Below are 25,875 nucleotides of genomic sequence, written 5' to 3' on the forward strand. Positions count from 1 at the left end.
CGGAGGGCGGGTCCGGTGTGATTTCCGCCAGTGTGAATGGCCGGACACCGCACTGGCCGACCCCTGCCGCCCTGCGTACGATGCGACCGCTCCCGGCCTTCACAGCACCTTCATACAGGGTTCACGGACCGGGGGTGTGTGCGGCGTCGTTTTGACGTGCGCATGACCAGGTTGGATCCACCCCCCACGAACGGATGGGAGAACCATGGCCGGTGGCCTGCTCCTGAGCGGCGCGATCGCCGCGCTCCTCACCAGCGCACTTCCCGCGCAACCCCCGTCCTCCGGGTTCGTCGACCCGCCCCCGGACAAGATCGTCATCAAGGTCGCCACCGTGAACGGCTCCGGCTGCCCCCAGGGCACGACCGCGGTCGCCGTCTCCGAGGACAACACGGCCTTCACGGTGACCTACAGCGACTACCTCGCCCAGGCGGGCGGGAGCTCCGACCCCACCGCGTTCCGCAAGAACTGCCAGCTCAGCCTGATCGTCCACGTGCCCCAGGGCTTCACGTACGCCATCGCCAGCGCCGACTACCGCGGCTTCGCCGCGCTCCAGCCCGGCGCGAGCGCCACCCAGCGAGCCTCGTACTACTTCCAGGGCTCCTCCAGCACGGCCTACCGCAGCCACCCCTTCAGCGGCCCCTACAACGACAACTGGCAGGCCACCGACGAGACGGACTGGGCCCAGCTCGTGTACGCACCCTGCGGTGTGCAGCGCAACTTCAACATCAACACCGAGATCCGCGTCAACGCCGGTACGCAGTCGGCCGACAAGGTCAGCTTCATGACGATGGACTCCACGGACGGCGACATCAGCACCGTCTACCACATGGCGTGGAAGGAGTGCCCGGGCAGATCGTGACGGGTTGACCGGCCGCCCGCAGGGGTGGCCGGGCCGGCGAGAGGCCGAGGGCCGGTGCAGGAGCCGGCCCCCGGTGCCGTACGGGAGACCGCGTGGGTGCTCCACCCGCCGCCTAACGCGACACGCGGTGGCGCAGGAAGACGACACCGGCGCCGAAGGTGCGGGTCTCGACGAGTTCGAGATCCACCCGGCGCTCGTTGCGCGGGAAGAAGGGGATGCCGCCGCCGACCAGCACCGGGTACACCATGGCCCGGTACTCGTCGATCAGGCCCAGATCGGCCGCCTGGGCGGCGAGGGTGGCGCCGCCGATCGCGATCTCGCCCTCTCCCGGCTCGGCCCGCAGCCGCTCGATCTCCTCCGCCAGGCTGCCGGAGGCCAGGCGGGCGGCGCCCTGCACGGACGACAGCGTGGTGGAGAACACCACCTTGGGAAGGGGCTTCCAGAGCGCGGTCCACTCACGCTCCGCCTCGTCGAGCGAGGTCTCCTGCTCGGCGGTCTCCCAGTACAGCATCGTCTCGTACAGCCGCCGCCCCATCAGGTGGACGCCGACCTGCCGGATGTCCTCGATCCAGAAGCGGAAGACGTCCGGGCTGGGCACCGTCCAGTTGAAGTCGCCGTCGGGCCCGACGATGTACCCGTCGAGCGAGACGCCCATCGAATAGGTCACGCTGCGCATGAGAAGACCTCCTCGGTCGCGGATCCGACACTACGACCGGCGGAGGCCGCGGAACTCATCGCGACGCGCCACACTGCCGGGAAGCGGGCGGCCCCGGCGGTTACCTGCCGGCGTGCGCGAGGAAGGCGGACCAGGCGGTGGGGGAGAGGCGGAGTTCGGGACCCTGACGGTGCTTGGAGTCCCGGATGTGGATGGTGCCGGGGCGGGTGGCTATCTCGACGCAGTCGCCGCCGCCGCTGCTGCTGTAGCTGGACTTGAACCAGGTCAGTTCGACGGTGCTCATAGGGTTCCTCGCATCCGCTGCAACAGGCTCACGGAATCTTCGAGGGTGAGAGCCTGTGAACGCATCCTGGCATAACGCCTTTGAAGCACCCTGATCTCTTTCGGGTCAGAGACGAACTGCCCGCCACGCTGGCCTTCGTTGTAGGCGAACCATCGGTTCTCAGGTGTTTCCAGCAGTTGCATGGGGCCCGCCAAGCCCGCATGCGCCCCTTGCATCAGTGGCATGACCTGGATTTCGACGTTTCGTAACCCGGCGATCTCCAGTGCGTGGTCAATCAGCTGGCGCGTGACCTCCACCCCACCTGTTCGCCGTAGGAAGGCGTGCCATCGACCACTGCCGGTCACCTCCCGCAGCATGGTCACGGGCCGTCACCGGTACTGTCCAGTCCGTGACCGCGTAGCCGCCGCAGCGTACGCGGCTCCGGCCTGGTGAATCACCGCCCCAGCGCGTCACATTCGGCGCATGACAGCGCCGATCACCCGCAGCACCGCCCAACCTTCGGTCACCGTACGTGTGTTCCAGCAGCGCCTCAGCTCCACTCCGCGCGGCGCGGCTCGCCCGCCGGCTCACGCTGAACCAGCTGCACTCCTGGGGCATCCCCTACGGCATGGACGTCTCCGACGCCGTCGCCGCGATCGTGGCCGAGCTGGCGGCCAACGCCGTGACGCACGGGCGTGTGTCGGGGCAGGACTTCGCGCTGCGGCTGGAGCTCGTGCCGGGCTGTGCCCGGATCGAGGTGGCGGACACGCGCAGTGGGCCACCGTGTCCGCCCGCGCCCGGTGCCGTACGGCCGCCTCAGCCCCTCGACGAGCACGGCCGCGGGTTCGTCCTCGTCGAGGCGTTCGCCGACCGCTGGGAGGTGCTCGACCGCGAGCCGCCCGGCAAGACGGTGCGGGCGGAGGTCGACCTGGTGACCAGTTCCTGCGGTCGCGGGGACCATTGACGCGCAAGCGGTTCGATTCTACGGTCCGTTCGCACTTGCGAGCACTGTTCGAGATGTCGAGCAGCCGTCCACCCCCACCGCAAGGAGGCCCCCCGCATGAGCCGCATCCCCCTGCGCAGGCGCACCGCTCTGCTCGCCCTCCCCGCCGCCGCCCTCCTGGCCCTGGTCCCGGGCACCGCGTCCGCCTACCCCGACCCCGGCCGGGTCACCGGCGACGTCGTCACCCACGACCCGTCGATGATCCGCACCCCGTCCGGCCAGTACCTGCTCTACGCCACCGGCGGCGGCATCGCCCACAAGACCAGCGGTGACCGCACCGCCTTCCGCAACGGCGCCGACGCCTTCACCGCCCGGCCGAGCTGGTGGCGGGCCTACTCCTCCGTCCCGGAGGCCTGGGCGCCGGACATCTCGTACCAGGGTGGCAAGTACCTGATGTACTACTCCGTCTCCACGTTCGGCTCGAACACCTCCGCCATCGGCCTCGCGACCTCCGGCACCGGTCAGCCGGGCAGCTGGACCGACCAGGGCACCGTCCACACCTCGAACTCCGCCAGCGACTTCAACGCCATCGACCCGAACCTCTTCGTCGACGACGACGGCAGGTGGTGGCTGTCGTTCGGCAGTTGGTGGACCGGGATCAAGATGATCCAGATCAACCCGGCCACCGGGAAGCAGCTCGGCTCCCACACCACCCGGTACTCGCTCGCCTCCCGGCCCACCGGGACCAAGGCCGTCGAGGCGCCCTTCATCGTCAAGCGGGGCGGTTACTACTACCTGTTCGCCTCGTACGACACCTGCTGCAACGGGACCGGCTCCACGTACAAGGTCAAGGTCGGCCGCGCCGCCGGCGTCACCGGGCCCTACCGCGACAGGAACGGCGTCGACCTGATGAACAACGGCGGCACACCCGTCCTCGCATCGCACGGCAGCGTCATCGGCCCCGGCGGCCAGTCGATCCTGAAGGACATCGACGGCGACCTGATCGTCTACCACTACTACGACGGCAACGACAACGGCACGCCCAAGCTCGGCGTCAACCTCCTGAACTGGAGCAGTGGTTGGCCCGTCGCCTACTGATCCCCTCAGGGGCATGGGCGGGCAGGGGTGCGGACGGTCGCGGCCGTCCGCACCCGCCGCGCTACCCGGCCTGGCCCATCCCCGCCGCGCTGGGCCAGCTCTGCGCGGCGGGCCACCCGGTGGCGGGCGCGGGCGTGAGCCCGTTGGTCCCCCTGACCTGCGCGGCGGTGAGCCCGCCCCGGGCGGGGACCCCGGGCGGCGTCGGACCGGTGGCCGCGGGCATCGGGGCCGGCATCTGCGCCGCCGGGGCCAGCGGCTGCGCGGGGGCGAGCGGCTGGGCCGGCGCCTGCGCCGCGGGCGCCAACGGCTGAGCCGGCGCGGCCATGGGCTGCGGGACCGGCTGCGGGACCGGCTGCGGAACCGGCTGCGGAACCGGCTGCGGCGCCGCGGGCATCGGCTGGGGCGCCGCCGGCCCCGGCATCCCTCCACCGCCGCCCGCCGGCCCGGCGGACGCGGCGGCGGGGAGCGGCATACCCGTGCCGACGGCGGCCGGCGCGGCGGGAACGGGGGCCGGTCCCACCGCCTGCGCGGCGAGCCCCCGCATCCCCGACCCGTTCGTCTCGCTCACCAGACGGTCCACCGCCGCCGTACCCGAGCTGTAGCTGGTCCCGTTGCCCAGCTCGGGTACGGCGGCTCCCCTCCTGGACGTCCCGTAGAGCACCTGTTCCAGGCCGGACACCAGGCGACGCACGTCCACCTGGGGGCGCACGACGAGACGCAGGAAGCGGCTGGACGAACCGATCTTGTTGCCGCACTCGCGGACCAGGATCCGGTGCTCGGTGAGCATCCGGTCCCGGACCACGGTTCCCTCGGCGCCCACGGGGAGGCGCACGAAGAGGAAGTTGCCCTGCGAGGGGTAGACGGTCAGTCCGGGCAGCGCGGACAGCTGGGCGGCCATGTCGAGCCGGTCGCGGCGCACCTGCTGCAGGCTCTGCGCGTACTCGTCGCCGTGCTCCTTGAGCATGAAGACGACGTGCTCGGCGAAGGAGTTGAGGTTCCACTTCGGCAGCATCGAGCGGACCCGGCCCGCGAGCGCCGGGTTGGCGACGAGGTAGCCGAAGCGGATGCCGTGCAGGCCGAAGTTCTTGCCGAGGCTGCGCAGCACGACGACGTTCGGCCGCAGCATCGCCTCCTGCACGACGGAGGGCTCGGCCTCGGCGTCGGCGAACTCCAGGAAGGACTCGTCGATGACGACCAGGTCGAGGTCGGCCATGGCGTCCATGAACTGCACGACGGCGTGCTTGTGGAGGAAGCCGCCGTCGGGGTTGTTGGGGTTGCAGATCACCGCGACGCGCGTGCCCCGGGCGCGGATGAACTCGGCGTACTGGGCGAGGTCGAGGGCGAAGCCGCTGGACTCCTGCAGCGGGAACATGTCGACCCGCTTGCCGGTCTCCATGGGCTGGTCGGTCCAGCGGCCGAACGTGGGGACGGGGACGGCGAGGGACTCGCGGACCAGCAGGTGGTCGATCCACGTGATCAGCTCGGTGGAGCCGTTGCCCATCGCCACGCACTGCGGCGGAAGCTGGAGCAGGCTGCACAGCTCGGCCGTGATGGTGTCGGCGCTGCTCGGGTAGTACGTGATGATGTCGCGCAGCCTGCCGGCCATGTCCTCGAACATGGCCGGGGTGGGGAAATAGGGGTTGCAGGGAATGCAGAAGTCCACCGGCCCGGCTCCGTCGCCGCCCTCGCGTGTCAACGCCGCCATCGAAGGGCTGTGTGCCGCGGTGCTGCGGAACAGCGACGTGACGTTGTCGGCCATGGAACCTCCGTATGAGGCGGATCCGCTGGGGACGGACGGACCCGACGTTCAAGGGCGGCCCGCGCGGGGGAGCGCGGGCCGCCCATGGATACGGAGTCCACGCCGGCACTGTTCAACTGTCGGGAAACCGGTCGGAATTCGTGCCCGGAGTGTGAAGACCGTCCGGGTGCCTCAGCAGCCGAACGTGTGGACCGTCGTCGTCCGGTACGTCTGCCCGGGCCGCAGCACGGTCGACGGGAACGACGGCTTGTTCGGCGAGTCCGGGAAGTGCTGCGTCTCCAGGCACAGCGCGTCGCCCTGCCGGTAGGTGCGGCCGGACGGGCCGGTGAGCGTGCCGTCGAGGAAGTTGCCGGAGTAGAACTGCAGGCCCGGCTCGTTGGTGGCGATCTTCATCGTGCGGCCGGAGGCCGGGTCGCGCAGGGTGGCGATGTGCTCGGGGCGGGCGGTGACGCCCTTGTCGAGGACCCAGTTGTGGTCGAAGCCCTTGGCGGTCACCAGCTGCGGGTGGGAGACGCGGATGTCCCGGCCGATCGGCTTGGCCCGGCGGAAGTCGAAGGGCGTGCCCGCGACCTGGGCCAGCTCGCCCGTGGGGATCAGTCCCGCGTCGGTGGGCGTGTAGCGGGACGCGGCGATCTGCAGCTCGTGGTCCTCGATCGTGCCGCTGCCCTCGCCGGCCAGGTTGAAGTAGACGTGGCTGGTGAGGTTGACGACGGTGGCCTTGTCGGTGGTGGCCTCGTAGTCGATGCGCCACGCGCCGTTCCGGGTGAGGGTGTACGTCACCTTCGCCTTGAGCGTGCCCGGGTAGCCCATCTCGCCGTCGACGGACGTGTAGTACAGGTGCAGGCCGACGTCGGAGCCCTCGGCGAACGGCTCGACGTCCCACACGCGCTTGTCGAAGCCCTTGGCGCCGCCGTGCAGGCTCTGCTCGCCGTCGTTGACCGACAGCTGGTAGTCCTTGCCGTCGAGCGTGAACTTGCCCTGGCCGATGCGGTTGCCGTACCGGCCGATCAGGGCGCCGAAGTAGGGGCTCTGGGCGACGTAGTCGTCGAGGTTGTCGAACCCGGCGCTGACGTTGGCGTGGCGGCCGCGGCGGTCGGGGATCTCCAGGGACTGGACGATGCCGCCGTAGGAGAGGACCTTCAGGCGGGTGCCGCCGTTCTCCAGCGACCAGCTGTGGACCTTGGTGCCGTCGGCGAGCTTGCCGAAGAGCGTCTTCACCGGCTTCCTGCCTCCCGTGGCGTGTGCCGTGCCGCCGAGCGTGGTGGCGGCCATGCCCGCCGCCGCGGCTCCCGCGATGACCGTGCGTCTGTTCAGTTCCATGTGCGGCTCCCGTATAAGGAGAGGGCCCCGCCGTCCGGCGGGGCCCCGATCTGACTTACGAACCGACCTTGCGCTTGTTCCACACGTCGAAGCCGACCGCCGCCAGCAGCACCATGCCCTTGATGACCTGCTGCCAGTCGGTGCCGATGCCGACGAGGTTCATGCCGTTGTTCAGCACGCCCAGGACCAGGCCGCCGATGATCGCGCCGAGGACGGTGCCGACACCGCCGCTCATCGACGCCCCGCCGATGAACGAGGCCGCGATCGCCTCCAGCTCGAAGTTGAGGCCGGCCTTGGGAGAGGCCGCGTTGAAGCGGGCGGCGAAGACCAGACCCGCCAGGGCCGCGAGCATGCCCATGTTCAGGAAGACCAGGAAGGTGACCTTCTTGTCCTTCACGCCCGACAGCTTGGCCGCGGGCAGGTTGCCGCCGATGGCGTAGATGTGGCGGCCGATGATCGCGTTGCGCATGACGTAGCCGAAGCCGACGAGCAGCACGCCCAGGATGAGCAGCACGATCGGGGCGCCCTTGTAGCTGGCCAGCAGCATGGTCAGGGTGAGGATGGCGGCGCCGATCGCGACCAGCTTCAGCAGGAACAGCTTGGCGGGCGGGACGTCCAGCGCGAACTCCTGCTGCCGCTTGCGGTCCCGGACCTCCTGGAAGATCACGAAGGCGATCATCGCGAGGCCCAGCAGCAGCGTGAGGTTGTGGTAGTTCGTCTCCGGGCCGACCTCGGGCAGGAAGCCGTTGGCGACCTTCTGCAGGCCCTCCGGGAACGGGCCGAGGGTCTGGCCCTCCAGGAAGATCTCCGTCAGTCCGCGGAAGATCAGCATGCCCGCGAGGGTCACGATGAACGACGGTATGCCGCCGTAGGCGATGAAGAACCCCTGGATGGCACCCGCGATGGCGCCCACGGCCAGGCACAGCAGCACCGCGAGCACCCACGGTATGTCGTGTTTGACCATGAACACGGCGGCCATCGAGCCGACGAACGCCGTCAGCGAGCCGACCGACAGGTCGATGTGGCCCGCGATGATGACCAGCATCATGCCGATCGCGAGGATCAGGATGTAGCTGTTCTGCAGCACCAGGTTGGAGACGTTGCGCGGCAGCAGCAGGTCGCCGTCGGTCCACACGGCGAACAGGACCACGATCAGGCCGAGCGCGATCAGCATGCCGTACTGCCGCATGTTGCGGCGCATGCCCTCCAGCACCAGCGCCAGCAGTCCGTCGCCGGCGCCCGCCCCCGGCTTGCCGGCCGGCGCGGGGGCCGGCGTCTTGGCGGTCACGTCCGTGCTCATCGGGTTACCTCTTTGTCCTTCGTCATCTGACGCATCAGCGATTCCTGGGAGGCCTCGGCCCGCGAGAACTCACCCGTCAGCCGGCCTGCGGCCATCGTGTAGATGCGATCGCACATACCGAGCAGCTCGGGCAGCTCGGAGGAGATGAAGACGACCGCCTTGCCCTGGGCGGCCAGCTGGTCGATGACCGTGTAGATCTCGTACTTGGCGCCGACGTCGATCCCGCGCGTCGGCTCGTCCAGGATCAGCACGTCCGGACCCGAGAAGATCCACTTGCTGAGGACGACCTTCTGCTGGTTGCCGCCGGACAGCTTGCCCACCGGCTCGAAGACGGTCGGCGCCTTGATGTTCATGGACTTGCGGAAGCCCTCGGCGACCTGCCGCTCCTCGTGCTCGTCGACCACACCGCGCCGGGCGACCTTGCCCAGGGCGCTCAGCGAGATGTTCCGGTTGATGGTGTCGATGAGGTTCAGGCCGTAGTGCTTGCGGTCCTCGGTGACGTAGGCGATGCCGTGCCTGACCGCCTCGGGGACGGACTTGGTGCGGATCTCCTTGCCGTCCTTGAGGACCGTGCCGCCCGCGTACCGGCCGTACGTCCGCCCGAAGACGCTCATCGCGAGCTCGGTGCGGCCGGCGCCCATCAGGCCCGCGATACCGACAATCTCGCCGCGGCGCACGTGCAGCGACACGTCGTCGCACACCTTGCGCTGCTGGTCGATGGGGTGGTGCACGGTCCAGCCCCGGATCTCCAGGGCGGGGGCCGCGCCCTCCTCGGGCTCGTGCGGAGTCCGCTCCGGGAAGCGGTGCTCCAGGTCGCGGCCGACCATGCCGCTGATGATCCGGTCCTCGGTGGTCTCCGGCGCCTTCACGTCGAGGGTCTCGATGGTCTGGCCGTCGCGCAGGATCGTCACCGAGTCGGCGACCTTGCGGATCTCGTTGAGCTTGTGGGAGATGATGATCGAGGTGATGCCCTGCTTCTTCAACTCCAGGATGAGATCCAGGAGTTTGCCGCTGTCCTCGTCGTTCAGGGCGGCGGTCGGCTCGTCCAGGATGAGCAGCTTCACCTTCTTGGACAGCGCCTTGGCGATCTCCACGAGCTGCTGCTTGCCCACGCCGATGTCGGCGACGCGGGTGTCCGGGTGGTCGGACAGGCCGACCCGGCGCAGCAGTTCGGTGGCGTGCCGCAGGGTCTCGGTCCAGCTGATGATCCCCCGGGTGGCGTGCTCGTTGCCGAGGAAGATGTTCTCCGCGAGGGAGAGGTAGGGCACCAGGGCCAGCTCCTGGTGGATGATGACGATGCCGCGCTCTTCGCTGGCCCGGATGTCCTTGAACCGGCAGACCTCACCCTCGAAGAGGATGTCCCCCTCGTAGGTGCCGTGCGGGTGGACGCCGGAGAGGACCTTCATCAGGGTCGACTTGCCGGCGCCGTTCTCCCCGCAGATGGCGTGGACCTCGCCCTGCCGGACGGTCAGCGTGACGTCCGACAGCGCTTTGACGCCGGGAAAGGTCTTGACGATCGAGCGCATTTCCAGGACGGGTCCCGCCATGGTCGTGCCTTCCAATCAAGTGGTGAATCGTCGGTCGGGGCGGGGACTACTTGAGGTCGCTCTCCTTGATGTAGCCGGAGTCGACGACGACCTTCTGGTAGTTCTCCTTGTCCACCGCCACCGGGTCGAGCAGGTACGCCGGGACGACCTTGGCACCGTTGTCATAGGTCTTGGTGTCGTTGACCTCGGGCTTCTTGTCCTTCAGCAGCGCGTCGACCATGTTCGAGGAGACCTTCGCGAGCTCGCGGGTGTCCTTGTAGACGGTCATGGACTGCTGGTCGGCGATGATCGACTTCACCGAGGCGACCTCGGCGTCCTGGCCCGTGACGATCGGCAGCGGCTTGCTCTTGGAGCCGTAGTCGTCGGACTTCAGCGCCGACAGGATGCCGATGGAGATGCCGTCGTAGGGGGAGAGGACGGCGTCGACGCGCTCGCTCTTGTAGGCCGAGGTCAGGATGTCGTCCATGCGCTTCTGGGCGGTGCCGCCGTCCCAGCGCAGGGTGGTGACCTGGTTGAGCTTGGTCTGGCCGGAGCGGACGACGAGCTGCTTCTTGTCGATGTAGGGCTGCAGGACGTTCATCGCGCCCTGGAAGAAGTAGCGGGTGTTGTTGTCGTCGTTGGAGCCGGCGAACAGCTCGATGTTGAACGGGCCCTTCTTCGAGCCGTCCTTCAGGCCGAGCTTCTCGACGATGTAGGAGCCCTGGAGCTCGCCGACCTTCTCGTTGTCGAACGAGGCGTAGTAGTCGACGTTCTCCGTGCCGAGGATCAGACGGTCGTAGGAGATGACCGGGATGTCGGCGTCCTTGGCCTGCTGGAGCACGTTGTTCATCGACTTGTTGTCGATCGCGGCGACGATCAGCGCCTTGACGCCCTGCGTGATCAGGTTCTCGACCTGCGAGACCTGCTGGTCCGGGTCGTCCTCGCCGTAGACCAGCTTGGTCTTGTACCCCTTGGACTCCAGGTCCCTCTTGACGTTGTTGCCGTCGGCGATCCAGCGCTCGGAGGACTTGGTCGGCATCGCGATGCCGATGGTGGCTCCCTTGGCGTCCCCGCCTGACTCCTCGCTGCCGCCCTCGCTGTTCTGGCCGCAGGCGGACAGGGTGAGGGCGAGGGAGGCGGCCGTGGCTATGCCGGCGAGTGCGGCTCTGCGGTTGCGCATGATGATCATCCTTGATCTGAGGCCCAGAAGAGTTGTGTGGGATTGTGGTCGGCTGTGTCTTCTTTTGTAAGACGAGTAGCCGGAACGTTATGACGAAATGTCGAACCGGCGCAGATCGCCCGGCAGCCGGGACCCGAGCGGCGCCATGTCGCCGTCCGCGCCGTGGCGCGCCAGAAGGTCCAGGGCGAGCCGGCCGCGCCGCACGCGCTCCTTGGCGGTGGCCAGGGTCAGCTCGCGCATGTGGTGCCCGTAGGGGTAGATCCCGGGCGCCTTCGACAGGCCGAACTTCAGGTAGAGCGGTGCGCCGCGCCGGATCAGCTCGGCGACCTCGTACATCCGGACGTAGCCGCCGAGATCGTCGGGGGCCTCGATGTACATGTCCATGGGGGCGCCGGAGACCCGGCGGATCTCGGTGAGGTGATCGAGCGTCAGGTCGCTCGGCACGTTGACCGAGTCGGCGCCGAGACGCTCGTAGACCGCGTACGCCGCCGGGTTGACCGGGCCGATGAGCGCGCTCACCTTGAGCGTGGTGTCGGCCGGGATGACGCCGGCCACGCGCGCCCGGTGCAGTGTCCACAGCACGCCCTCGTCGGCGACGAGGAGGCACTTCACGCCCAGCTCCGTGGCCCGCACGGCGTCTTCGACGCAGCCGGCGACCGCGTCGTGGCCCCGGGCGCGCAGTCCGGCCCCCCGCGAGTCGGTGCGGGTGGACCCGCCGATGTCCCAGGTGCCGCGCGGCCCGGTGAACAGGCAGAGCTCGATGTCGCGTTCGGCCGTCGCCTCGACCATCTCGGTGATCTCGGCGTCGGTCAGCATCCACACGCCGCTGCCCTGGCTGATCCGGTGGATCGGCACGTCCAGCCGCGAGGCCTCCTTGAGCACCACGGCCAGCGCCTCGGGCCCCTCGCACGAGGGGATCTCGGTGCGCCAGCGGCCGCCGCCGGGGAAGGAGTGCGGCGAGGCGTCGGCGGGGTCGAGGGCGGGCGCGTTCAGGCCCAGCGCGGTGAGCGCCTGCTCACCGGGCCTGCGGGCGGCCGTGACGGAAGCGTCGGTCACAGGAATGTCCTTCTGGTTCGATATTTCGGACGAGGTTCGCGGCTCTGGGTACGGTGAGGCTGGGTGTACGCCGGTACGGGGGCCGTCAGGTCGCCCCCGTACCGGCGTACGGCTAGGGGCGGAGCAGCACCTTGCCCACCTTCGGATCACCGGCGCCCACCAGCTCTATGGCCTGCGGGAACCCGGTGAGCGGCAGCTCGTGCGTCACCAGCGGCAGCGGGTCGAGCAGCCCGGCGGCGAACACCCGCACCGTGTGCGCCCAGGCGTCCGGCGCGGCCCCGAAGACGGTGTGCACCTCCAGCTGCTTGACGACCAGGTCCGTCGGGTCGAGCCCGTCGGCACCCGGTGCCGGGATGCCGGTCAGGACCAGCCGGCCGCCCCGCCGCAGCAGGCCGGCGGAGATCCGCGCGGCGTCGGCGGACCCGGCCGTCTCGATCACCACGTCGACGTCGTCGGGGAGTTCCTGGTCCTTCGTCCGGAAGTCCGTCGCGCCGAACTGCCGCGACAGCGCCTCACGGTCCCGGCGGGTGCCGACCACCAGCAGCCCGGCCGGCGAGGTGGCCTTCAGGAACTGCACGGCGAACATGCCGAGCGTCCCGGTGCCGACCACGGCGACCTTCTCGCCCGGCCGCGCGTCCGCCTTCAGCGCGGCGGCCGCGATGCAGGCGGCGGGCTCCAGGAGCGCCGCGGCCGTGAGGTCGCAGCCGTCCGGCAGGACGTGCAGCAGGCGCGCCGGCAGCGTCAGCGTCGAGGCCATGGCGCCGGGCTGGGTGAACCCGGTCTCCTCGTAGCCCGCCGTGCACAGGGTCGTCTCGCCCGCGTGGCAGCGGTCGCAGACCTGGCAGTTGCGGAAGCCCTCACCGACGACCTTGCGGCCGACGAGGGACCCGGGGACACCGGCCCCCACGGCCTCGACCGTCCCGGACCACTCGTGGCCCGGGGTGAGCGGGTAACGCACGTACCCCTCGGGGCGGTTGCCCTGGTACACCTCGCGGTCGCTGCCGCAGATGCCGGAGGCGTGGACGCGCACCAGGGCCTCGCCGGCCCCCGGCTGCCGGGGCTCGTGCGGGACGAGCCGGTGCTCGCCCGGCGCGTCGATGACTACCGCGGTGCTCACGTGGCTCCTCCGGGTTTCGAAGGTTTCGGCGGCCGGTTCCGGGTTTCCGGGGACGGGAGGCTCACTGCGTGCCCTTGGGCTTGCGCTGCTCCCAGCCCTCCGCCCAGAGGTCGAAACGGGCCTGCTGCTGGGGGAACTCGGCGGCGGCGTCGACGTCCAGCTCCACGCCCAGACCGGGGGCGTCGGAGAGGTGGAAGCAGCCGTCCTCCGGGTTCACCTGCGGGGCGCCCTTGACGACCTTCTTGATCTCCGCGTCCGCGAAGTCGTTGAAGTGCTCAAGGATCTTGAAGTTCGGGGAGGTGAAGCCGACCTGGAGGGAGGCCGCGGTCAGCACCGAGCCGCCCACGTTGTGGGGAGCCACCAGCATGTAGTGGGTCTCCGCCGTCGCCGCCAGCTTCCTGGTCTCCCAGATTCCACCGATATGGCCGACGTCCGGCTGGATGATGTCGACGGCCTGGCTCTCGAACAGCTCCCGGAACTCGATCCGGTCGTGGATGCGCTCACCGGTGGCGACCGGCATGTCCACCTTGGCGGCGACCTTCTCCAGCGCCTTGAGGTTCTCCGGCGGGACCGGCTCCTCCAGCCACGCCGGGTGGAACGGCGCCAGCTCCTTGGCCAGGCGGACCGCCGTGGCCGGGGAGAAGCGGCCGTGCATCTCCAGCATCAGCTCGGCCTCGGGGCCGATGGCGTCCCGGACCGCCTCGATCAGGGAGACGGCGTACAGGGTCTGCTGGTGGTCCAGCTCGAAGTGGCCGGTGCCGAAGGGGTCGATCTTGAGCGCCCGGTAGCCGCGCTCCATCACGCCCTGGGCGGCCTTGTGGTACGCCTCCGGGGTGCGCTCGGTGGTGTACCAGCCGTTGGCGTACGCCTTGACCTTGTCGGTGACCTTGCCGCCCAGCAGCTGCCAGACGGGGACGCCCAGGGCCTTGCCCTTGATGTCCCAGCAGGCCATCTCCACCACGGCGATCCCGGACATCACGATCTCGCCCGCACGGCCGTAGTCGCCGTACTTCATCCGCTTGACCAGGTCCTCGACGGCGAACGGGTCCGAGCCGAGAATGTGGTTGGCCTCGGCCTCCCTGAGGTATCCGAGGAGAGCGTCGGTGTGTCCCAGCATCCGGGTCTCGCCGACTCCGGTGATCCCCTCGTCGGTGTGCACCTGGACGTATGTCAGGTTGCGCCACGGCGTCCCGACCACGTGTGTGCTGATTCCGGTGATGCGCACGGCGGTTGTCCCTCGCAGCTTCGTCGGCTCGGTTCTGTGTTGTTTGTTCGGTGCGACGTGTTCGATATTTCGTCACACGTTCGAAATGCTGGCGTGACAGTAAGGATCGGGCGGCGGGGGTGTCAATGGGTCGCGCACATAACGGTTTCGACAGTTTCGAAACCTCGGGTGAGGGGGGTCGTGGCGGGTCCCTACAGAACCTTCACAGCTGGATCTAGGAACGTGACCTGAGCGGAACTTAACCTTCCCGCGTCATGGACTACTGCGACCCGTGCCGACGGCACCTCAACGGCGCGCTGGCCTGCCCCGGGTGCGGCACCTCAGCGGAATCGCTGCGCTGGCGTGAGCCGGGCGGTGGCGCGGAGTACGGCGGGGCCGGTGAATCCGGTGTGTCCGGTGAATGCGGTGTGTCCGGTGACTCCCGCGAGTACGGCGCCTATGACGAGCGCGGCACGTACGGGGAGCAGGGCGCTCACGACGAGCGCGATGACTTCGACGAGCCTGATGACCACGACGACGCCGGTGAGGACGACGCGCCCTCGGGGCGGGCCGCGCGGCGTCGTGGGCGCCGCTCCGCGGGCGACGGTCCCGGCGGGGCGAGCCGGCGCGACCGGAAGGCCGCCGCGCACCGCCGGCGGCGGCGCCGGACCCTGTTCGTCGCGGCGGGGTTCGTCCTGGCGGCGGGCGGGTTGAGCCTCGCGGAACTCGGCATGGACGCACCGAGGTCGGCTCCGAAGCCGGCCACGGCCGGAGGCGAGTCGGTGGACGGCGACGCCTCGGCGGAGGCGGAGGGCGTCGCCGGAGGTTCGGCGGAGCAAGCCCGCGCCCGGCGTTCGTCCAAGTCCCCGTCGCCTTCCGTTTCTGAGTCTCCGTCCGCTTCCGGATCCCCCGAGGACGAGGCGTCGGAGTCCCCCGAGGGCGACGAGCCGGCGAAGGGCACCGAACCGGCCACCGGCGGGGGAGTCACGAGCCGTCCCCCCGCTGCGTCCACGACCGCCCCTCCGGCTCCGGATCCCGGTCCCACGGCGGGTCCGACCACCTCGGTCCCCACGCCGGAACCCGAGCCTTCGGAGACCTGCAATCGCTTCCTGTGGTGGTGCACCTAGCGTTCGCTCGGCCTGGTGAGTGGGGTGGGGCGTGCCTGTGGCGGCCTGCGGCGGCTTCGGCGGGGGCGCGCGTGGCACCTTCCGGCGGGGTGCGGGTCGGGGCCGTACTGGCGCGGGCTGCGCGAGCGCCAGTGCCGCGCCGGGGGCCGTCCCCGGAACGGCGCGATGGGGCCGCGCGCCGGCTGACTGTCCATCGACGCGCCGGCTGACTGTCCGTCGACGCGCCGGCCGCTGCGGGCGGACACCCCCGGCATGTCCCCTCCCGCGCGTGCGCGGCTGCCCGTCAGCGCTGCTCGGGGCCCAGCATCCCCCGGAGCGCGTCCCGCAGGGCCACCCGCTCGGCCTCCGACAGTCCCGCCAGCGGTTCGCGCGCGAAGCGCAGTGACTCGCGCAGGCTCCGGGCCACCCGGCGTCCCTCCGCCGTGGCCGCCGCCACCTTCACCCTGCGGTCCGAGGGGGAGGGCTGGCGCTCCACCAGTCCCCGGGCCTCCAGCCGGTCCACGATGCCCGTGACGTTGGACGGCTCGCACTTCAGCCGCTGGGCCAGCCTCCGCATGGGCAGCGGCTCCAGGCACAGCAGGCTCAGGAGGCGGGCCTGCGCTCCGGTCAGGGCGTGTTCCGCCGCCGCCTCCTCGTAGTCCTCGTGGAAACGCGCCACCACTTCGCCGATCAGTTCGACGACCTCGAGGGTCAGGGGATCGGGGCGGCGGGAGGTCGGTGTGGTGGAGGCCATGCCGTCGAGGGTACCCGGTTATTTGACAACCTGAAATTTCCAGGAGCATGGTGTTTCAGGTACTGAAATATTCGTTCCGACATCACGGAGGTCTGGCACACCATGACCGACACCCTTCCCGCCGTCAGCCGCGAGTGGCACCTCCTGAGCCGGCCGGTCGGCTGGCCGAAGCCCGAGGACTTCGCCCTGGTCGAGGCGGAGGTCCCGCAGCCGGGTGAGGGGCAGGTCCTCGTCCGGAACCTCTACCTGTCCGTGGACCCGTACATGCGCGGCCGCATGAGTGACGCCAAGTCCTACGTCGCCCCCTTCGAGCTGGGCAAGGTCATGCAGGGCGGGGCCGTCGGCGAGGTCGTCGCCTCCAACGTGGAGGGGCTGGCCGTCGGGGACCACGTGCTGCACTTCCTCGGCTGGCGCGAGTACGCCGTCGTCGCCGGGAAGAACGCCGTCAAGGTGGATGCCTCGGCCGCGCCGCTGTCGACGTACCTAGGTGTCCTGGGCATGACCGGCCTCACCGCCTACGCGGGTCTGCTGCGCACCGCCGCCTTCAAGGAGGGCGACTCCGTCTTCGTGTCCGGTGCCGCCGGTGCCGTGGGCGGTCAGGTCGGGCAGATCGCCAGGCTGAAGGGGGCCTCGCGGGTCATCGGGTCCGCCGGGTCGGACGAGAAGGTCAAGCTCCTGGTCGAGGAGTACGGCTTCGACGCCGCCTTCAACTACAAGGACGGGCCGGTCGGCCGGCAGCTGCGCGCCGCCGCTCCCGACGGGATCGACGTCTACTTCGACAACGTCGGCGGCGACCACCTGGAGGCCGCCATCGGCTCCCTGAACGAGGGCGGCCGGATCGCCGTCTGCGGCATGATCTCCGTCTACAACAACACCGAGCCCGCCCCCGGCCCGAAGAACCTCGCCCGTCTCATCCAGACCCGCGGCCGGATCGAGGGCTTCCTGGTCGGGGACCACTACGACCTGCAGCCGCAGTTCGTCCAGGAGGTCGCCCCCTGGGTCGCCTCCGGCGAGCTGAAGTACCGGGAGACCGTCGTCGAGGGCATCGAGAACAACCTCGAGGCGTTCCTGGGCGTGCTGCGCGGCGACAACACCGGGAAGATGATCGTCAAGCTCTGACTGTGCTGCCGTTCCGGCATGCGGTAGTTTCTTTCCGAATCCGTCCCGGCCCGGGCGCGAGCCGCGGCGGCGACCGAAGGAACACAACCGCATGCCGATCCAGCAGTCCGACGTCCTGTACACCGCCGTGGCCACCGCAGAGAACGGGCGCGACGGCCGGGTGGCCACCGACGACGGCAGGCTCGACGTCGTCGTCAGCCCGCCGAAGGAGATGGGCGGGAGCGGTGCCGGCACCAACCCCGAGCAGCTCTTCGCCGCCGGGTACAGCGCCTGCTTCCAGGGCGCGCTCGGTGTCGTGGCCCGTCAGGAGGGCGCCGACCTCACCGGCTCGACCGTGACCGCGCGGGTGGGTCTCGGCAAGAACGGGGACGGGTTCGGGATCATCGTCGAGATCTCGGCCGAGATCCCCGGGGCCGACCCGGCCACCGCCCGGTCGCTGATCGAGAGGGCCCACGAGGTGTGCCCGTACTCGAAGGCGACGCGCGGGAACATCACCGTGACGCTGGTCTGACGGCCGTCGTCGCGCACGCGGAGGCCGCAGCCCGGACGCGGGGTGCGGCCTCCGCCCGGTCAGAGCGCGAGTGCCGCCCGGTGCACCGCCCGCGCCAGGCGGTCGTTCTCCGGGGCCGCGCCGCCCGGGAAGGCGAAACGGCGGCGCGTGTAGCCGTAGGCGAGGCCGCTGCGCGGGTCGGCGAACGCCTGGGAGCCGCTCGCGCCGCTGTGCCCGATGGTCCCGGCGCCGAGGAACGGGTGCCACGTGTCAGCCGTCGTCTGGAAGCCCAGGCCGAACGACTTGTGGGCGCGGGCCACCAGGTCGTAGCCCACCGAGTGGAACTGCCCGAACTCCGCGACCGTGTCCGGCTTCAGCAGCGCCCCCCGGTCGCCGGTCCCGCTGATCGCCGCCGCGTACATCCCGGCCAGGCCCCGCGCGGACGCGACCCCGCCCACCGACGCCGGGCCCTTCGCCCGGACCAGCGGCATGTTGGGGAGCGCGGCCAGGTCCGTCGGTTCCGGGGCGTTGCGGTTGAAGGCGATCGAGGACAGCGTGTGCGGCCCCGTGGGCAGGGCGTCCAGCAGGGCCTGCTGCTTCGGGGTCGGGGCCATCGGCCGGGTCGTGCGGAAACGCGGCTCCTGCGGCGCGGGCAGGCCCAGGTGGAAGTCCAGGCCGTGGGGCGTCCTGATCCGCTCCTGGTAGACCTCCTGCAGCGTGCGGCCCGTGGCGCGGCGTACGACCTCGCCGACCAGGGCACCGCTGACCAGCGCGTGGTAGCCGAACGCCGTGCCCGGCCGCCAGAACGGCCGCTGGTCGGCGAGGCGTTCGGCGAGCAGCCGGTCGTCGGCCAGCTCCGCGAGGGTGAAGCCGGAGTCCGTGCCGACCACACCCGCCCGGTGCGCGAGCAGGTCGCGCAGGGTCAGGGTGCCCTTGCCCTCGGCCGCGAACTCCGGCCAGTAGTACGTCACCTTGCGGTCCAGTTCCAGCGTGCCGTCCTGCACCAGGAGGGCCACGACCAGGTACGCGGCGCCCTTGGTGGACGAGAACACGCCGTACAGGGCGTCCGCTTCGGTGCCCGCCCACAGGTCGACGACCCTGCGGCCGTGGACGTAGGCGCACAGCTGGCCCTCGTAGTCCGGGCGCTCCCCGGCGACGAACGCGGCGAACTCCTCACGCACCCCTTCGAAGCCGTCGGCCACCGTGCCGTGGATCTCCTGCGTCATCCGATCTCCTCTGCCGAACCGCTGCGTGCCACTGTGAACCATGCCCTCGCCACCTGCGCGGATTCCCCTTCGGGGTGGTCCCGGAAGAGTGGTTCGGTGCCGGGGGACGCGTGCGCCCGGAGCGGCCGCACGCGTCCCTCCTCCGCCGCTTCCTGAGATCGGTACGGCGAGCCGGGCCGGTTCGACTCAACGGCGGCAGCGGGCCGCGGGCCGCGCCTGACCTGGGCGGGCTGTGACAGCGGTGTGACCGGAGCGCGTCAAGAGCGCGACAGCGGCCCGGATAGGGTCGTCCCATGCGCGATCTACGGACGGGTTTCCGGTACCTCCTGAAGGGCCAGCGATGGGTGGCCCGGCACGGCAAGAGCTACGGCTTCGGGCTGCTCCCCGGTCTGATCACCCTCGTGCTGTACGGGGCGGCGCTGGTCGCGCTGGCGCTGTGGGGCGAGGACGCCGTGGCCTGGGCGACCCCGTTCGCCGACGACTGGTCAAGCCCCTGGAGCGGTCTGTTCCGCGGCTTCCTGACCGCCGTGCTGTTCGCCCTCTGCCTGCTCCTCGCGGTCGTGACGTTCACCGCGGTGACCCTGCTGATCGGGCAGCCCTTCTACGAGAACCTCTCCGAGAGGGTCGACCGGGACGTCTCCCCGGACGGGCACGCCCCCGAGTCGGGGCTGCCGCTGTGGCGGGACCTGTGGATCTCCGCCCGCGACAGCCTCCGGATCGTGGTGCGGGCCGCGCTGTGGGGTCTGCTGCTGTTCGCCTGCGGGTTCATCCCGGTGGTCGGCCAGACGGCCGTCCCGGTGCTCGGGTTCTTCGTCACCGGCTTCTTCCTCACCGAGGAACTGACCGCCGTGGCCCTGCAGCGCCGCAGCGTCGAACTGCGCGACCGGCTCACCCTGCTGCGCTCCCGCAGGATGCTGGTCTGGGGCTTCGGCACGCCCCTGGCCGTGGCGTTCCTGGTGCCGTTCGTCGCGGTGTTCCTGATGCCGGGCGCGGTCGCCGGCGCCACCCTCATGGCGCGCGAACTCCGCGGCGAGGAGATCGTCGAGGGCGGCGCCAAGCACGGCGACCAGGCCGCTACGACCCTTCCGCAGCCACCGTCAGGATCCTCTTCACCTGCGCGATGATGTCCAGCCGGTTGCGCGTGAACTCCGGGTCGGTCACCTCGGTGGTGTTCCCGGCGCCGAACTGCAGCACCGGCGTGTGCACATGCCCGCCCGGCAGCGTGCCGCCCAGCCCCAGCCGGTCGCGCAGCAGGGTCGCCCGGTAGGCGATCTCGTTGGAGAGGTAGTCCCCGCCGCCGCCCGCCCGGGCGGCCGATCCGGGAGTGGGCCCGTCGGGGCGTACGACGGGCTCGGTGCCGCCCGCCGGGATCTCGGTCACGGCGGTGTTGTCGTACACCGGGAAGCGCCCGGTCTGCGCGGCGGCGATCGCCCGGTGGGGCAGGGTGGTCGTCGTCCACTGCGGCTGCGAGGCGGGGTCCGTGACGGGGATCGTGCCCGTCCGGCCCGTGTTCTCGTTGTCCCCGAACCCGCCCCGCCAGGCCCCGTTGGTCCGCTCGACGTCGAACCTGCCGACCCGGCCCTGACTCACGGTCGTGAACAGGTCCACCCTCGTCAGGTACGGCCGCAGCGCCCGCTCCACCGTGCCGTCCGTGAAGTCCCGCCAGCGCACCGGGAACACGGCCGTCTCGATCCGGGCCGGTCCGTCCGCCGTCTCGACGACCGTGCCGTCGAGGGCGAGCGCGGTGGCACCGGACGGGTTGGAGATCCGGATGTCCCGGTCCAGCGTGAACGGGTCGAAGCCGGTCAGCAGGATCCGCTTCAGGCCCTTGCCCTCCGGGTCGGCGGTCCCCGCGCTCGGCTGGGGCCGGGCGGGGAAGCGGATCGAGGTCTGGCCGCGCGAGGTGCGCTCCAACTCGTCCAGCAGAGCGGCCCGCTGCCCGTCCGCGAGAGCGAACTCCGGCTCCCAGGTGCGCACGTCGCGCGTCATCGCCAGCCGCGCCCAGTACAGCGGCCGGTCGTCGTCCCGGCTGAGGTCGCCACCGGCCGGTCCGCGCCCCTGTGCCCGGTCCACGGCCCGCCGCCACAGCGCGCCGCCCTCCCGGGCGACGGCCCGGCGCGCCTCCCCGTAGGAGCGGGCCCCCTCCAGGGCCCGTGCCAACCGCGGGGCCAGGGTGTCGAATCCGGAGCGGCGCAGGATCTCCCGCGGCACGGCCCGGTCGAGCCGCTGTTCCTCGACGGTGGGCGAGGGGGCCGTCCCGGCGGCGCTCGCGGCCGGGGTGGGGGTGAGCCCGGTCAGCAGGGCGAGGCCGAGGACGCCGAGGCGAACGCGTATGAGGTTCACGGAGGTTCAGGCCTTCCGTCACGGTGGGGCGTGGTGCGGACGGCCGAAGTATCGCGTGACGGAAGGGGGCCACGCCATGGGGGGATCAGGCGGGGATCCTCGCCGTCGCCGCCCGCGTCGCGTCGAGGAAGGCCGCGGCCGGGGCGTCAGGGACCGCCCCGCACGGCCGCCGCGTACACCGCCCGGGCCGGGCCGCCCTCGTCGCGCACCCGCAGCAGCCGGAAACGCCGGGGCGTACGGCCCCGGCGGCCCGGCGCCGGCACCGGCGTCACGCCGAGCCCGGCGGCGCCGTAGCCCTGCTCGGCGACCCGCCGGCTCAGTCGCCCCGCTCCCCGAGCAGGGTCAGGAAGTCCCGGAACGCCGCCACCATGTCCACCGACTCCGGGTCCAGCAGCCACTGGTACTGCAGACCGTCCAGGATCGCCACCAGCAGGGGGGCCGCCCGCTCGGGGGTGAGGCCGCTCGGCAGGCGGTCGCCGTACTCGGCGCGCAGCACCCCGGCCATCCCGGCGCGGACCCCGGTGTAGCGCTCGGTGAAGTAGGCACGGGCCGGATGCCCCTCCGTGACGCTCTCGCCGAGCAGGGCCGAGAAGGTCTGGATGATGGCGGGGCGCATCGCGTTGTACTCGACCAGCGCGGCCAGCAGGTCCAGGCGCAGCCGGCCCGCCGGCATCGCGTCCCAGCGGTCCCGCTCCTGGAGCACGGCCACCAGCAGCGCCTCCTTCGACGGGAAGTGGTGCAGCAGCCCCTGCTGGGTGAGTCCCACCCGCTCGGCGACGGCCGCGAGGCTCGCTCCCCGGTAGCCGCGCTCGGCGATCACCTCCAGGGCGGCCCGCACGATCTCCGCGCGCCGCTCCTCGCTCCTGGTCCTGGCCGTCATGGCGTCACCGTACGACATGCCGAACACCGCATCATCACGAGCGGGTAACGAAACCTACCGTGTCACAGGCGATCAGGGCACGATGGTGACATCCAGCGGCTTTCGACGTGGAGGTGCCGACGTGGCGGAGACAGCGGAGGAACGGCGCGAGGCGGTGGTCGAGGCGGCCCTCGGCGCCCTCGACCTGGACGCCAAGACGCGGCTGCTGGCCGGCCAGGACATGTGGAGCCTGCCCGCCCTGCCGGAGGCGGGACTGGCCTCGCTCGTCATGTCCGACGGCCCGATCGGCGTCCGCGGGGTGCACTGGAGCGCCGACGACCCGTCCGTCGCCCTGCCCTCCCCGACCGCCCTCGCCGCCACCTGGGACCCCGCCCTGGCCCACCGGGCCGGCGTGCTCCTCGCCCAGGAGGCCCGCCGCAAGGGCGTCCACCTCCTGCTCGCCCCCACCGTCAACCTGCACCGCTCGCCGCTGGGCGGCCGTCACTTCGAGGCCTACAGCGAGGACCCGTACCTCACCGGCCGCATCGGCACCGAGTACGTCCGCGGCGTGCAGTCCGGCGGCGTCGGCACCACCGTCAAGCACTTCGTCGCCAACGACGCCGAGACCGACCGCCTCACGGTGAACAACGTCGTCGGCGAACGCGCCCTGCGCGAGCTCTACCTGGCCCCCTTCGAGGCGATCGTCGAGAACGCCCACCCCTGGGGCATCATGACCGCCTACAACTCGGTCAACGGCCCCACCATGACCGAGCACCATCACCTGGTCGACGAAGTCCTGCGCGGCACATGGGGCTTCGACGGCGTCAACGTCTCCGACTGGACCGCCGCCCGCTCCACCCTCGGCGCCCTCACCGGCGGCCTCGACATCGCCATGCCCGGCCCGCGGACCGTCTACGACGAGGCCCTCGCCCGGGCCGTACGCGACGGCGAGGCCGACGAGGCGCTGGTCGACGAGGCCGCCCGCCGGGTGCTGCGCCTCGCCGCCCGGGTCGGCATCCTCCAGGGCGCCGAACCCGTCGTCACCGACCCGCCCCCGACCGTCGACGGCGCGGCGCTCGCCCGGGAGATCGCCCGCCGCTCCTTCGTCCTGGTCCGCAACGAGAACGGCGCGCTGCCGCTGAAGCCGGGCCGCGTCGCCCTGATCGGCGCCGCCGCCCGCGACGCCCGCGTGCTCGGCGGCGGCTCCGCCACGGTCTTCCCGGCCCGGACCGTCTCCCCGCTCGACGGCCTCACCGCCGCCCTGCCCGACGGCAGCCTCACCTTCGCGCTCGGCGCCGACCCGAACACCGAACTCCCGGTCGCCGAGCAGGGCTTCGAGCTGCGCGTCGTCTGCCGCGCCGCCGACGGCACCGTCCTCGGCACCCGCTCCGCCCCCGGCGGCCACATCCAGTGGACGGGCGCCGACCTCCCCGACGGCGTCACCCGCGGCGCCCTGCACAGCGTCGAACTGACCGGCACCTTCACCCCCCACGAGACCGGCACGCACACCTTCGGCTTCAAGGGCCTCGGCCCCTTCAGGCTGACCGTCGCGGGCACCACCCACTTCGACGGCGTCCAGCTCCCCGCGGAGGACGACGACCCCTTCGCGGCCTTCTCCGGCTCCCCGGTCCCGCACGCCCGGGTCGAACTCGCCGCGGGCGAACCGGTCGACGTCTCGCTCACGTACACCGTCCCGCCGCCCGACGACCACCCCATGAGCGGCGTCTTCTTCACCCTCGCCCACCAGGACCCGCAGCGCGACCCCGACGAGCTGATCGCCGAGGCCGCCGAGGCCGCCCGCGAAGCCGCGACGGCCGTGGTCGTGGTCGCCACCACCGAACGCGTCGAGTCCGAGGGCTTCGACCGCCGCGACCTGCGCCTGCCCGGCCGCCAGGACGACCTGGTCCGGGCCGTCGCCGCCGCCAACCCGAACACCGTGGTGGTCGTCAACGCCGGCTCCCCGGTGGAGCTGCCCTGGCGCGACGACGTGGCCGCCGTGCTGCTGTCCTGGTTCCCCGGCCAGGAGGGTGGCGCGGCCCTCGCGGACGTCCTCACCGGCGCCGAGGAGCCCGGCGGCCGCCTGCCCACCACCTGGGGCTCCCTGGCCGACGCCCCGGTCACCCGGGTCGTCCCGGAGAACGGCGAACTCGTCTACGAGGAAGGCGTGTTCATCGGCTACCGCGCCTGGGAGAAGCACGGCCGCACGCCCGCCTACCCCTTCGGGCACGGCCTCGGCTACACCGACTGGACCTACGAGTCGGTCGAGGTGGACGGGACGCCGGCCGGCACCACCGTGACGGTCCGCCTGCGCAACAGCGGCGACCGCCCCGGCCGCGAGGTCGTCCAGCTCTACCTGGCCCCCCGGGAGGCGGACCCCACCCGCCCGGCCCGCTGGCTGGCCGGCTTCGCGAGCGTCGGCGCCGCGCCCGGCGAGACGGCCGAGGCGGTCGTCGCACTGCCGCGCCGGGCCTTCGAGATCTGGGACGAGGAGACCGGCTCGTGGTCGTATGTGAAGGGTTCGTACGAGATCCAGGCCGGACGCTCGATCGCGGACCGCAGGATCACCGCGACGATTACCGTCTGATCCGGGACGCGTTCCCCACCGAGCAGCCCCGGCCCGGGACCTGACCCCGGGCCGGGGCTCGGCGGGGGGTCCTCACGGGCCTGCCAAGGGCTGTTCAACGGCCTTGCACGGGCCTTCAGCGGGCGGCGAACCCGTACACCGTCTCCGAGCGGAACACCTCACCCGGCCGCAGCACCGTCGTCGGGAACTCCGGCCGGTTCGGCGAGTCCGGGAAGTGCTGGGTCTCCAGCGCGACGCCCGCTCCCGGCGCGAACGGCTCGCCCAGGTGGTCGGCGGTGTACAGCTGCAGGCCCGGCTCGGTCGTCGCCACCGTCAGCACCCGCCCCGACGCCGGCTCGTGCAGCTCGGCGACCTCCACCGGCGCGTGCGTCACGCCCTTGTCGAGCGCGAAGTTGTGGTCGTAACCGGCACCGACCTTGCGCGCCCGCCGGAAGTCGAAGCGGGTTCCGCTGACATCGTCGAGGCGGCCGGACGGGATCAGGTCCGCGTCGGCCGGCGTGTACCGGGAGGCCGCCAGCCGCAGCTCATGGCCGCCCGCGTCACCGGAACCGGCCAGGTTGAAGTAGCTGTGGTTGGTCAGGTTCACCACGGTCGGCGCGCCCGTCACCGCCTCGTACGCGATCCGCAGCGCCCCGCACTCCAGCAGCGTGTACGTCGCCGAGACCGCCAGCCGCCCGGGGAAGCCCTCCTCCCCGTCCGGGCTGACCCGTGACAGCCGCACCCCGTGCTCCACCGGCTCCGCGTCCCACACCCGGCGGTCGAAGCCGCACGCCCCGCCGTGCAGCGAGTTCGGCCCGTTGTTCGGCTCCAGCGCGTACGTCCGCCCGTCCAGCGGGAAGCGGCCCTGGGAGATCCGGTTGGCGTAGCGCCCGATGAGGGCACCGAGATACGGCCCGGGGTGGGTGACGTACCCGTCCAGATCCGGGAAGCCCAGCACCACGTCCGCCGTCCGCCCCCACCGGTCCGGCACCTCCACGGACTGCACGATGCCGCCGTACGTCAGGACCCGCACCCGGACGCCCGCGCGCTCCAGGGTCCAGCGGTGCACCGGCGTGCCGTCGGAAAGTGTGCCGAAGAGTTCGTTCATGTGCGGA

23 protein-coding genes and 2 pseudogenes are annotated in these 25,875 nt (G+C 71.3%); 8 read left to right on the top strand and 17 right to left on the bottom strand.

The annotated features are described in order from the left end of the window. Positions 1-205 precede the first annotated feature (205 nt). The gene (locus tag ABZY20_RS00150) at positions 206-859 is read left to right on the top strand and encodes a DUF4360 domain-containing protein (protein ID WP_356434302.1); all 654 of its coding nucleotides are present in this window, start codon (positions 206-208) and stop codon (positions 857-859) included. 112 nt (positions 860-971) lie between these two features. Here the strand turns inward: ABZY20_RS00150 and ABZY20_RS00155 are convergent, their stop codons facing one another. The 3 genes and pseudogenes from ABZY20_RS00155 to ABZY20_RS00165 form a co-directional block, all read right to left on the bottom strand. Beyond that, the gene (locus ABZY20_RS00155) at positions 972-1,535 is read right to left on the bottom strand and encodes a dihydrofolate reductase family protein (RefSeq protein WP_356434304.1); all 564 of its coding nucleotides are present in this window, start codon (positions 1,533-1,535) and stop codon (positions 972-974) included. Positions 1,536-1,635: 100 nt separating this feature from the next. Continuing rightward, a complete protein-coding gene (locus ABZY20_RS00160) occupies positions 1,636-1,818 on the bottom strand; it encodes a DUF397 domain-containing protein (protein ID WP_356434307.1) in 183 nt (60 codons plus the stop codon). After that, positions 1,815-2,141: pseudogene (locus ABZY20_RS00165) on the bottom strand (Scr1 family TA system antitoxin-like transcriptional regulator); the annotation flags it as partial. The gene ABZY20_RS00160 and the pseudogene ABZY20_RS00165, both read right to left, overlap by 4 nt. A 139-nt stretch (positions 2,142-2,280) precedes the next feature. Here ABZY20_RS00165 and ABZY20_RS00170 point away from each other — a divergent pair. Continuing rightward, positions 2,281-2,761, top strand: a pseudogene (locus tag ABZY20_RS00170) (ATP-binding protein). A gap of 96 nt (positions 2,762-2,857) precedes the next feature. Then, positions 2,858-3,838, top strand: a complete 981-nt coding sequence (locus ABZY20_RS00175; protein WP_356434309.1) for an arabinan endo-1,5-alpha-L-arabinosidase — start codon at positions 2,858-2,860, stop codon at positions 3,836-3,838. Between the two features lie 61 nt (positions 3,839-3,899). On the opposite strand, the gene ABZY20_RS00180 is transcribed toward ABZY20_RS00175, so the two are convergent. The 8 genes from ABZY20_RS00180 to ABZY20_RS00215 form a co-directional block, all read right to left on the bottom strand. Continuing rightward, positions 3,900-5,597, bottom strand: a complete 1,698-nt coding sequence (locus tag ABZY20_RS00180; protein WP_356434312.1) for a histidinol-phosphate transaminase — start codon at positions 5,595-5,597, stop codon at positions 3,900-3,902. A 171-nt stretch (positions 5,598-5,768) separates the two neighbouring features. Further along, entirely contained in the window at positions 5,769-6,917 is a 1,149-nt protein-coding gene (locus tag ABZY20_RS00185; protein ID WP_356434315.1) for an aldose epimerase family protein, read from the bottom strand. 55 nt (positions 6,918-6,972) lie between these two features. After that, positions 6,973-8,217, bottom strand: a complete 1,245-nt coding sequence (mmsB, locus tag ABZY20_RS00190; RefSeq protein WP_356434317.1) for a multiple monosaccharide ABC transporter permease — start codon at positions 8,215-8,217, stop codon at positions 6,973-6,975. After that, positions 8,214-9,764: a multiple monosaccharide ABC transporter ATP-binding protein gene (mmsA, locus tag ABZY20_RS00195; protein ID WP_356434320.1), complete on the bottom strand. Its 1,551-nt coding sequence runs from the start codon at positions 9,762-9,764 to the stop codon at positions 8,214-8,216. The genes mmsB and mmsA overlap by 4 nt, the downstream gene beginning before the upstream one ends. A gap of 46 nt (positions 9,765-9,810) precedes the next feature. After that, positions 9,811-10,923 (bottom strand): multiple monosaccharide ABC transporter substrate-binding protein, encoded by a 1,113-nt coding sequence (gene chvE, locus ABZY20_RS00200; RefSeq protein WP_356434323.1) that lies wholly within the window; start codon positions 10,921-10,923, stop codon positions 9,811-9,813. An 87-nt stretch (positions 10,924-11,010) separates the two neighbouring features. Then, complete coding sequence (locus tag ABZY20_RS00205) at positions 11,011-11,979, bottom strand: hypothetical protein (protein WP_356434326.1); 969 nt, start codon at positions 11,977-11,979, stop codon at positions 11,011-11,013. Positions 11,980-12,091: 112 nt separating this feature from the next. Then, positions 12,092-13,096, bottom strand: a complete 1,005-nt coding sequence (locus ABZY20_RS00210; RefSeq protein WP_356434328.1) for an alcohol dehydrogenase catalytic domain-containing protein — start codon at positions 13,094-13,096, stop codon at positions 12,092-12,094. Between the two features lie 61 nt (positions 13,097-13,157). After that, positions 13,158-14,321 carry a mandelate racemase/muconate lactonizing enzyme family protein gene (locus ABZY20_RS00215; protein WP_356434331.1) on the bottom strand — a complete coding sequence of 388 codons (1,164 nt, stop codon included), beginning with the start codon at positions 14,319-14,321 and terminating at the stop codon, positions 13,158-13,160. A 254-nt stretch (positions 14,322-14,575) separates the two neighbouring features. Here ABZY20_RS00215 and ABZY20_RS00220 point away from each other — a divergent pair, with 254 nt between their 5' ends. Next, entirely contained in the window at positions 14,576-15,427 is an 852-nt protein-coding gene (locus ABZY20_RS00220) for a hypothetical protein (RefSeq protein ID WP_356434334.1), read from the top strand. Positions 15,428-15,710: 283 nt separating this feature from the next. Here the strand turns inward: ABZY20_RS00220 and ABZY20_RS00225 are convergent, their stop codons facing one another. Then, the gene (locus ABZY20_RS00225; RefSeq protein WP_356434337.1) at positions 15,711-16,160 is read right to left on the bottom strand and encodes a MarR family transcriptional regulator; all 450 of its coding nucleotides are present in this window, start codon (positions 16,158-16,160) and stop codon (positions 15,711-15,713) included. A 102-nt stretch (positions 16,161-16,262) separates the two neighbouring features. Between ABZY20_RS00225 and ABZY20_RS00230 the strand changes: the two genes are divergently transcribed. Beyond that, a complete protein-coding gene (locus tag ABZY20_RS00230; RefSeq protein ID WP_356434339.1) occupies positions 16,263-17,279 on the top strand; it encodes an NADP-dependent oxidoreductase in 1,017 nt (338 codons plus the stop codon). Positions 17,280-17,370: 91 nt separating this feature from the next. Next, positions 17,371-17,790: an organic hydroperoxide resistance protein gene (locus ABZY20_RS00235; protein ID WP_356434341.1), complete on the top strand. Its 420-nt coding sequence runs from the start codon at positions 17,371-17,373 to the stop codon at positions 17,788-17,790. Between the two features lie 59 nt (positions 17,791-17,849). Here ABZY20_RS00235 and ABZY20_RS00240 read toward each other — a convergent pair whose 3' ends face one another. Then, the gene (locus ABZY20_RS00240) at positions 17,850-18,995 is read right to left on the bottom strand and encodes a serine hydrolase domain-containing protein (protein ID WP_356434343.1); all 1,146 of its coding nucleotides are present in this window, start codon (positions 18,993-18,995) and stop codon (positions 17,850-17,852) included. A 293-nt stretch (positions 18,996-19,288) separates the two neighbouring features. Between ABZY20_RS00240 and ABZY20_RS00245 the strand changes: the two genes are divergently transcribed. Then, the gene (locus tag ABZY20_RS00245; RefSeq protein ID WP_356434345.1) at positions 19,289-20,119 is read left to right on the top strand and encodes an EI24 domain-containing protein; all 831 of its coding nucleotides are present in this window, start codon (positions 19,289-19,291) and stop codon (positions 20,117-20,119) included. On the opposite strand, the gene ABZY20_RS00250 is transcribed toward ABZY20_RS00245, so the two are convergent. From ABZY20_RS00250 to ABZY20_RS00260, 3 genes are all read right to left on the bottom strand, one after another. Then, on the bottom strand, positions 20,070-21,338 hold the full coding sequence (locus tag ABZY20_RS00250; protein WP_356434348.1) for a pyroglutamyl peptidase: 1,269 nt from the start codon (positions 21,336-21,338) through the stop codon (positions 20,070-20,072). The genes ABZY20_RS00245 and ABZY20_RS00250 overlap by 50 nt on opposite strands. Positions 21,339-21,484: 146 nt before the next feature. Continuing rightward, complete coding sequence (locus ABZY20_RS00255) at positions 21,485-21,610, bottom strand: hypothetical protein (RefSeq protein WP_356434350.1); 126 nt, start codon at positions 21,608-21,610, stop codon at positions 21,485-21,487. A 44-nt stretch (positions 21,611-21,654) separates the two neighbouring features. Then, a complete protein-coding gene (locus tag ABZY20_RS00260; RefSeq protein WP_356434353.1) occupies positions 21,655-22,236 on the bottom strand; it encodes a TetR/AcrR family transcriptional regulator in 582 nt (193 codons plus the stop codon). Positions 22,237-22,300: 64 nt separating this feature from the next. Here ABZY20_RS00260 and ABZY20_RS00265 point away from each other — a divergent pair, with 64 nt between their 5' ends. After that, on the top strand, positions 22,301-24,781 hold the full coding sequence (locus ABZY20_RS00265; protein ID WP_356434356.1) for a glycoside hydrolase family 3 C-terminal domain-containing protein: 2,481 nt from the start codon (positions 22,301-22,303) through the stop codon (positions 24,779-24,781). A gap of 115 nt (positions 24,782-24,896) precedes the next feature. Here ABZY20_RS00265 and ABZY20_RS00270 read toward each other — a convergent pair whose 3' ends face one another. After that, complete coding sequence (locus ABZY20_RS00270; protein ID WP_356434359.1) at positions 24,897-25,868, bottom strand: aldose epimerase family protein; 972 nt, start codon at positions 25,866-25,868, stop codon at positions 24,897-24,899. Between the last annotated feature and the right edge of the window lie 7 nt (positions 25,869-25,875).

The organism is Streptomyces sp. NPDC006624 (genome assembly GCF_040611555.1).
Taxonomy (GTDB): domain Bacteria; phylum Actinomycetota; class Actinomycetes; order Streptomycetales; family Streptomycetaceae; genus Streptomyces.

Coding starts and splice junctions, on each gene's coding strand:
- ABZY20_RS00150 (WP_356434302.1), top strand. CDS start 206: ATGGCCGGTGGCCTGCTCCTGAGCGGCGCGATCGCCGCGCTCCTCACC.
- ABZY20_RS00155 (WP_356434304.1), bottom strand. CDS start 1,535: ATGCGCAGCGTGACCTATTCGATGGGCGTCTCGCTCGACGGGTACATC.
- ABZY20_RS00160 (WP_356434307.1), bottom strand. CDS start 1,818: ATGAGCACCGTCGAACTGACCTGGTTCAAGTCCAGCTACAGCAGCAGC.
- ABZY20_RS00175 (WP_356434309.1), top strand. CDS start 2,858: ATGAGCCGCATCCCCCTGCGCAGGCGCACCGCTCTGCTCGCCCTCCCC.
- ABZY20_RS00180 (WP_356434312.1), bottom strand. CDS start 5,597: ATGGCCGACAACGTCACGTCGCTGTTCCGCAGCACCGCGGCACACAGC.
- ABZY20_RS00185 (WP_356434315.1), bottom strand. CDS start 6,917: ATGGAACTGAACAGACGCACGGTCATCGCGGGAGCCGCGGCGGCGGGC.
- mmsB (WP_356434317.1), bottom strand. CDS start 8,217: ATGAGCACGGACGTGACCGCCAAGACGCCGGCCCCCGCGCCGGCCGGC.
- mmsA (WP_356434320.1), bottom strand. CDS start 9,764: ATGGCGGGACCCGTCCTGGAAATGCGCTCGATCGTCAAGACCTTTCCC.
- chvE (WP_356434323.1), bottom strand. CDS start 10,923: ATGCGCAACCGCAGAGCCGCACTCGCCGGCATAGCCACGGCCGCCTCC.
- ABZY20_RS00220 (WP_356434334.1), top strand. CDS start 14,576: ATGGACTACTGCGACCCGTGCCGACGGCACCTCAACGGCGCGCTGGCC.
- ABZY20_RS00225 (WP_356434337.1), bottom strand. CDS start 16,160: ATGGCCTCCACCACACCGACCTCCCGCCGCCCCGATCCCCTGACCCTC.
- ABZY20_RS00230 (WP_356434339.1), top strand. CDS start 16,263: ATGACCGACACCCTTCCCGCCGTCAGCCGCGAGTGGCACCTCCTGAGC.
- ABZY20_RS00235 (WP_356434341.1), top strand. CDS start 17,371: ATGCCGATCCAGCAGTCCGACGTCCTGTACACCGCCGTGGCCACCGCA.
- ABZY20_RS00240 (WP_356434343.1), bottom strand. CDS start 18,995: ATGACGCAGGAGATCCACGGCACGGTGGCCGACGGCTTCGAAGGGGTG.
- ABZY20_RS00245 (WP_356434345.1), top strand. CDS start 19,289: ATGCGCGATCTACGGACGGGTTTCCGGTACCTCCTGAAGGGCCAGCGA.
- ABZY20_RS00260 (WP_356434353.1), bottom strand. CDS start 22,236: ATGTCGTACGGTGACGCCATGACGGCCAGGACCAGGAGCGAGGAGCGG.
- ABZY20_RS00265 (WP_356434356.1), top strand. CDS start 22,301: ATGGTGACATCCAGCGGCTTTCGACGTGGAGGTGCCGACGTGGCGGAG.
- ABZY20_RS00270 (WP_356434359.1), bottom strand. CDS start 25,868: ATGAACGAACTCTTCGGCACACTTTCCGACGGCACGCCGGTGCACCGC.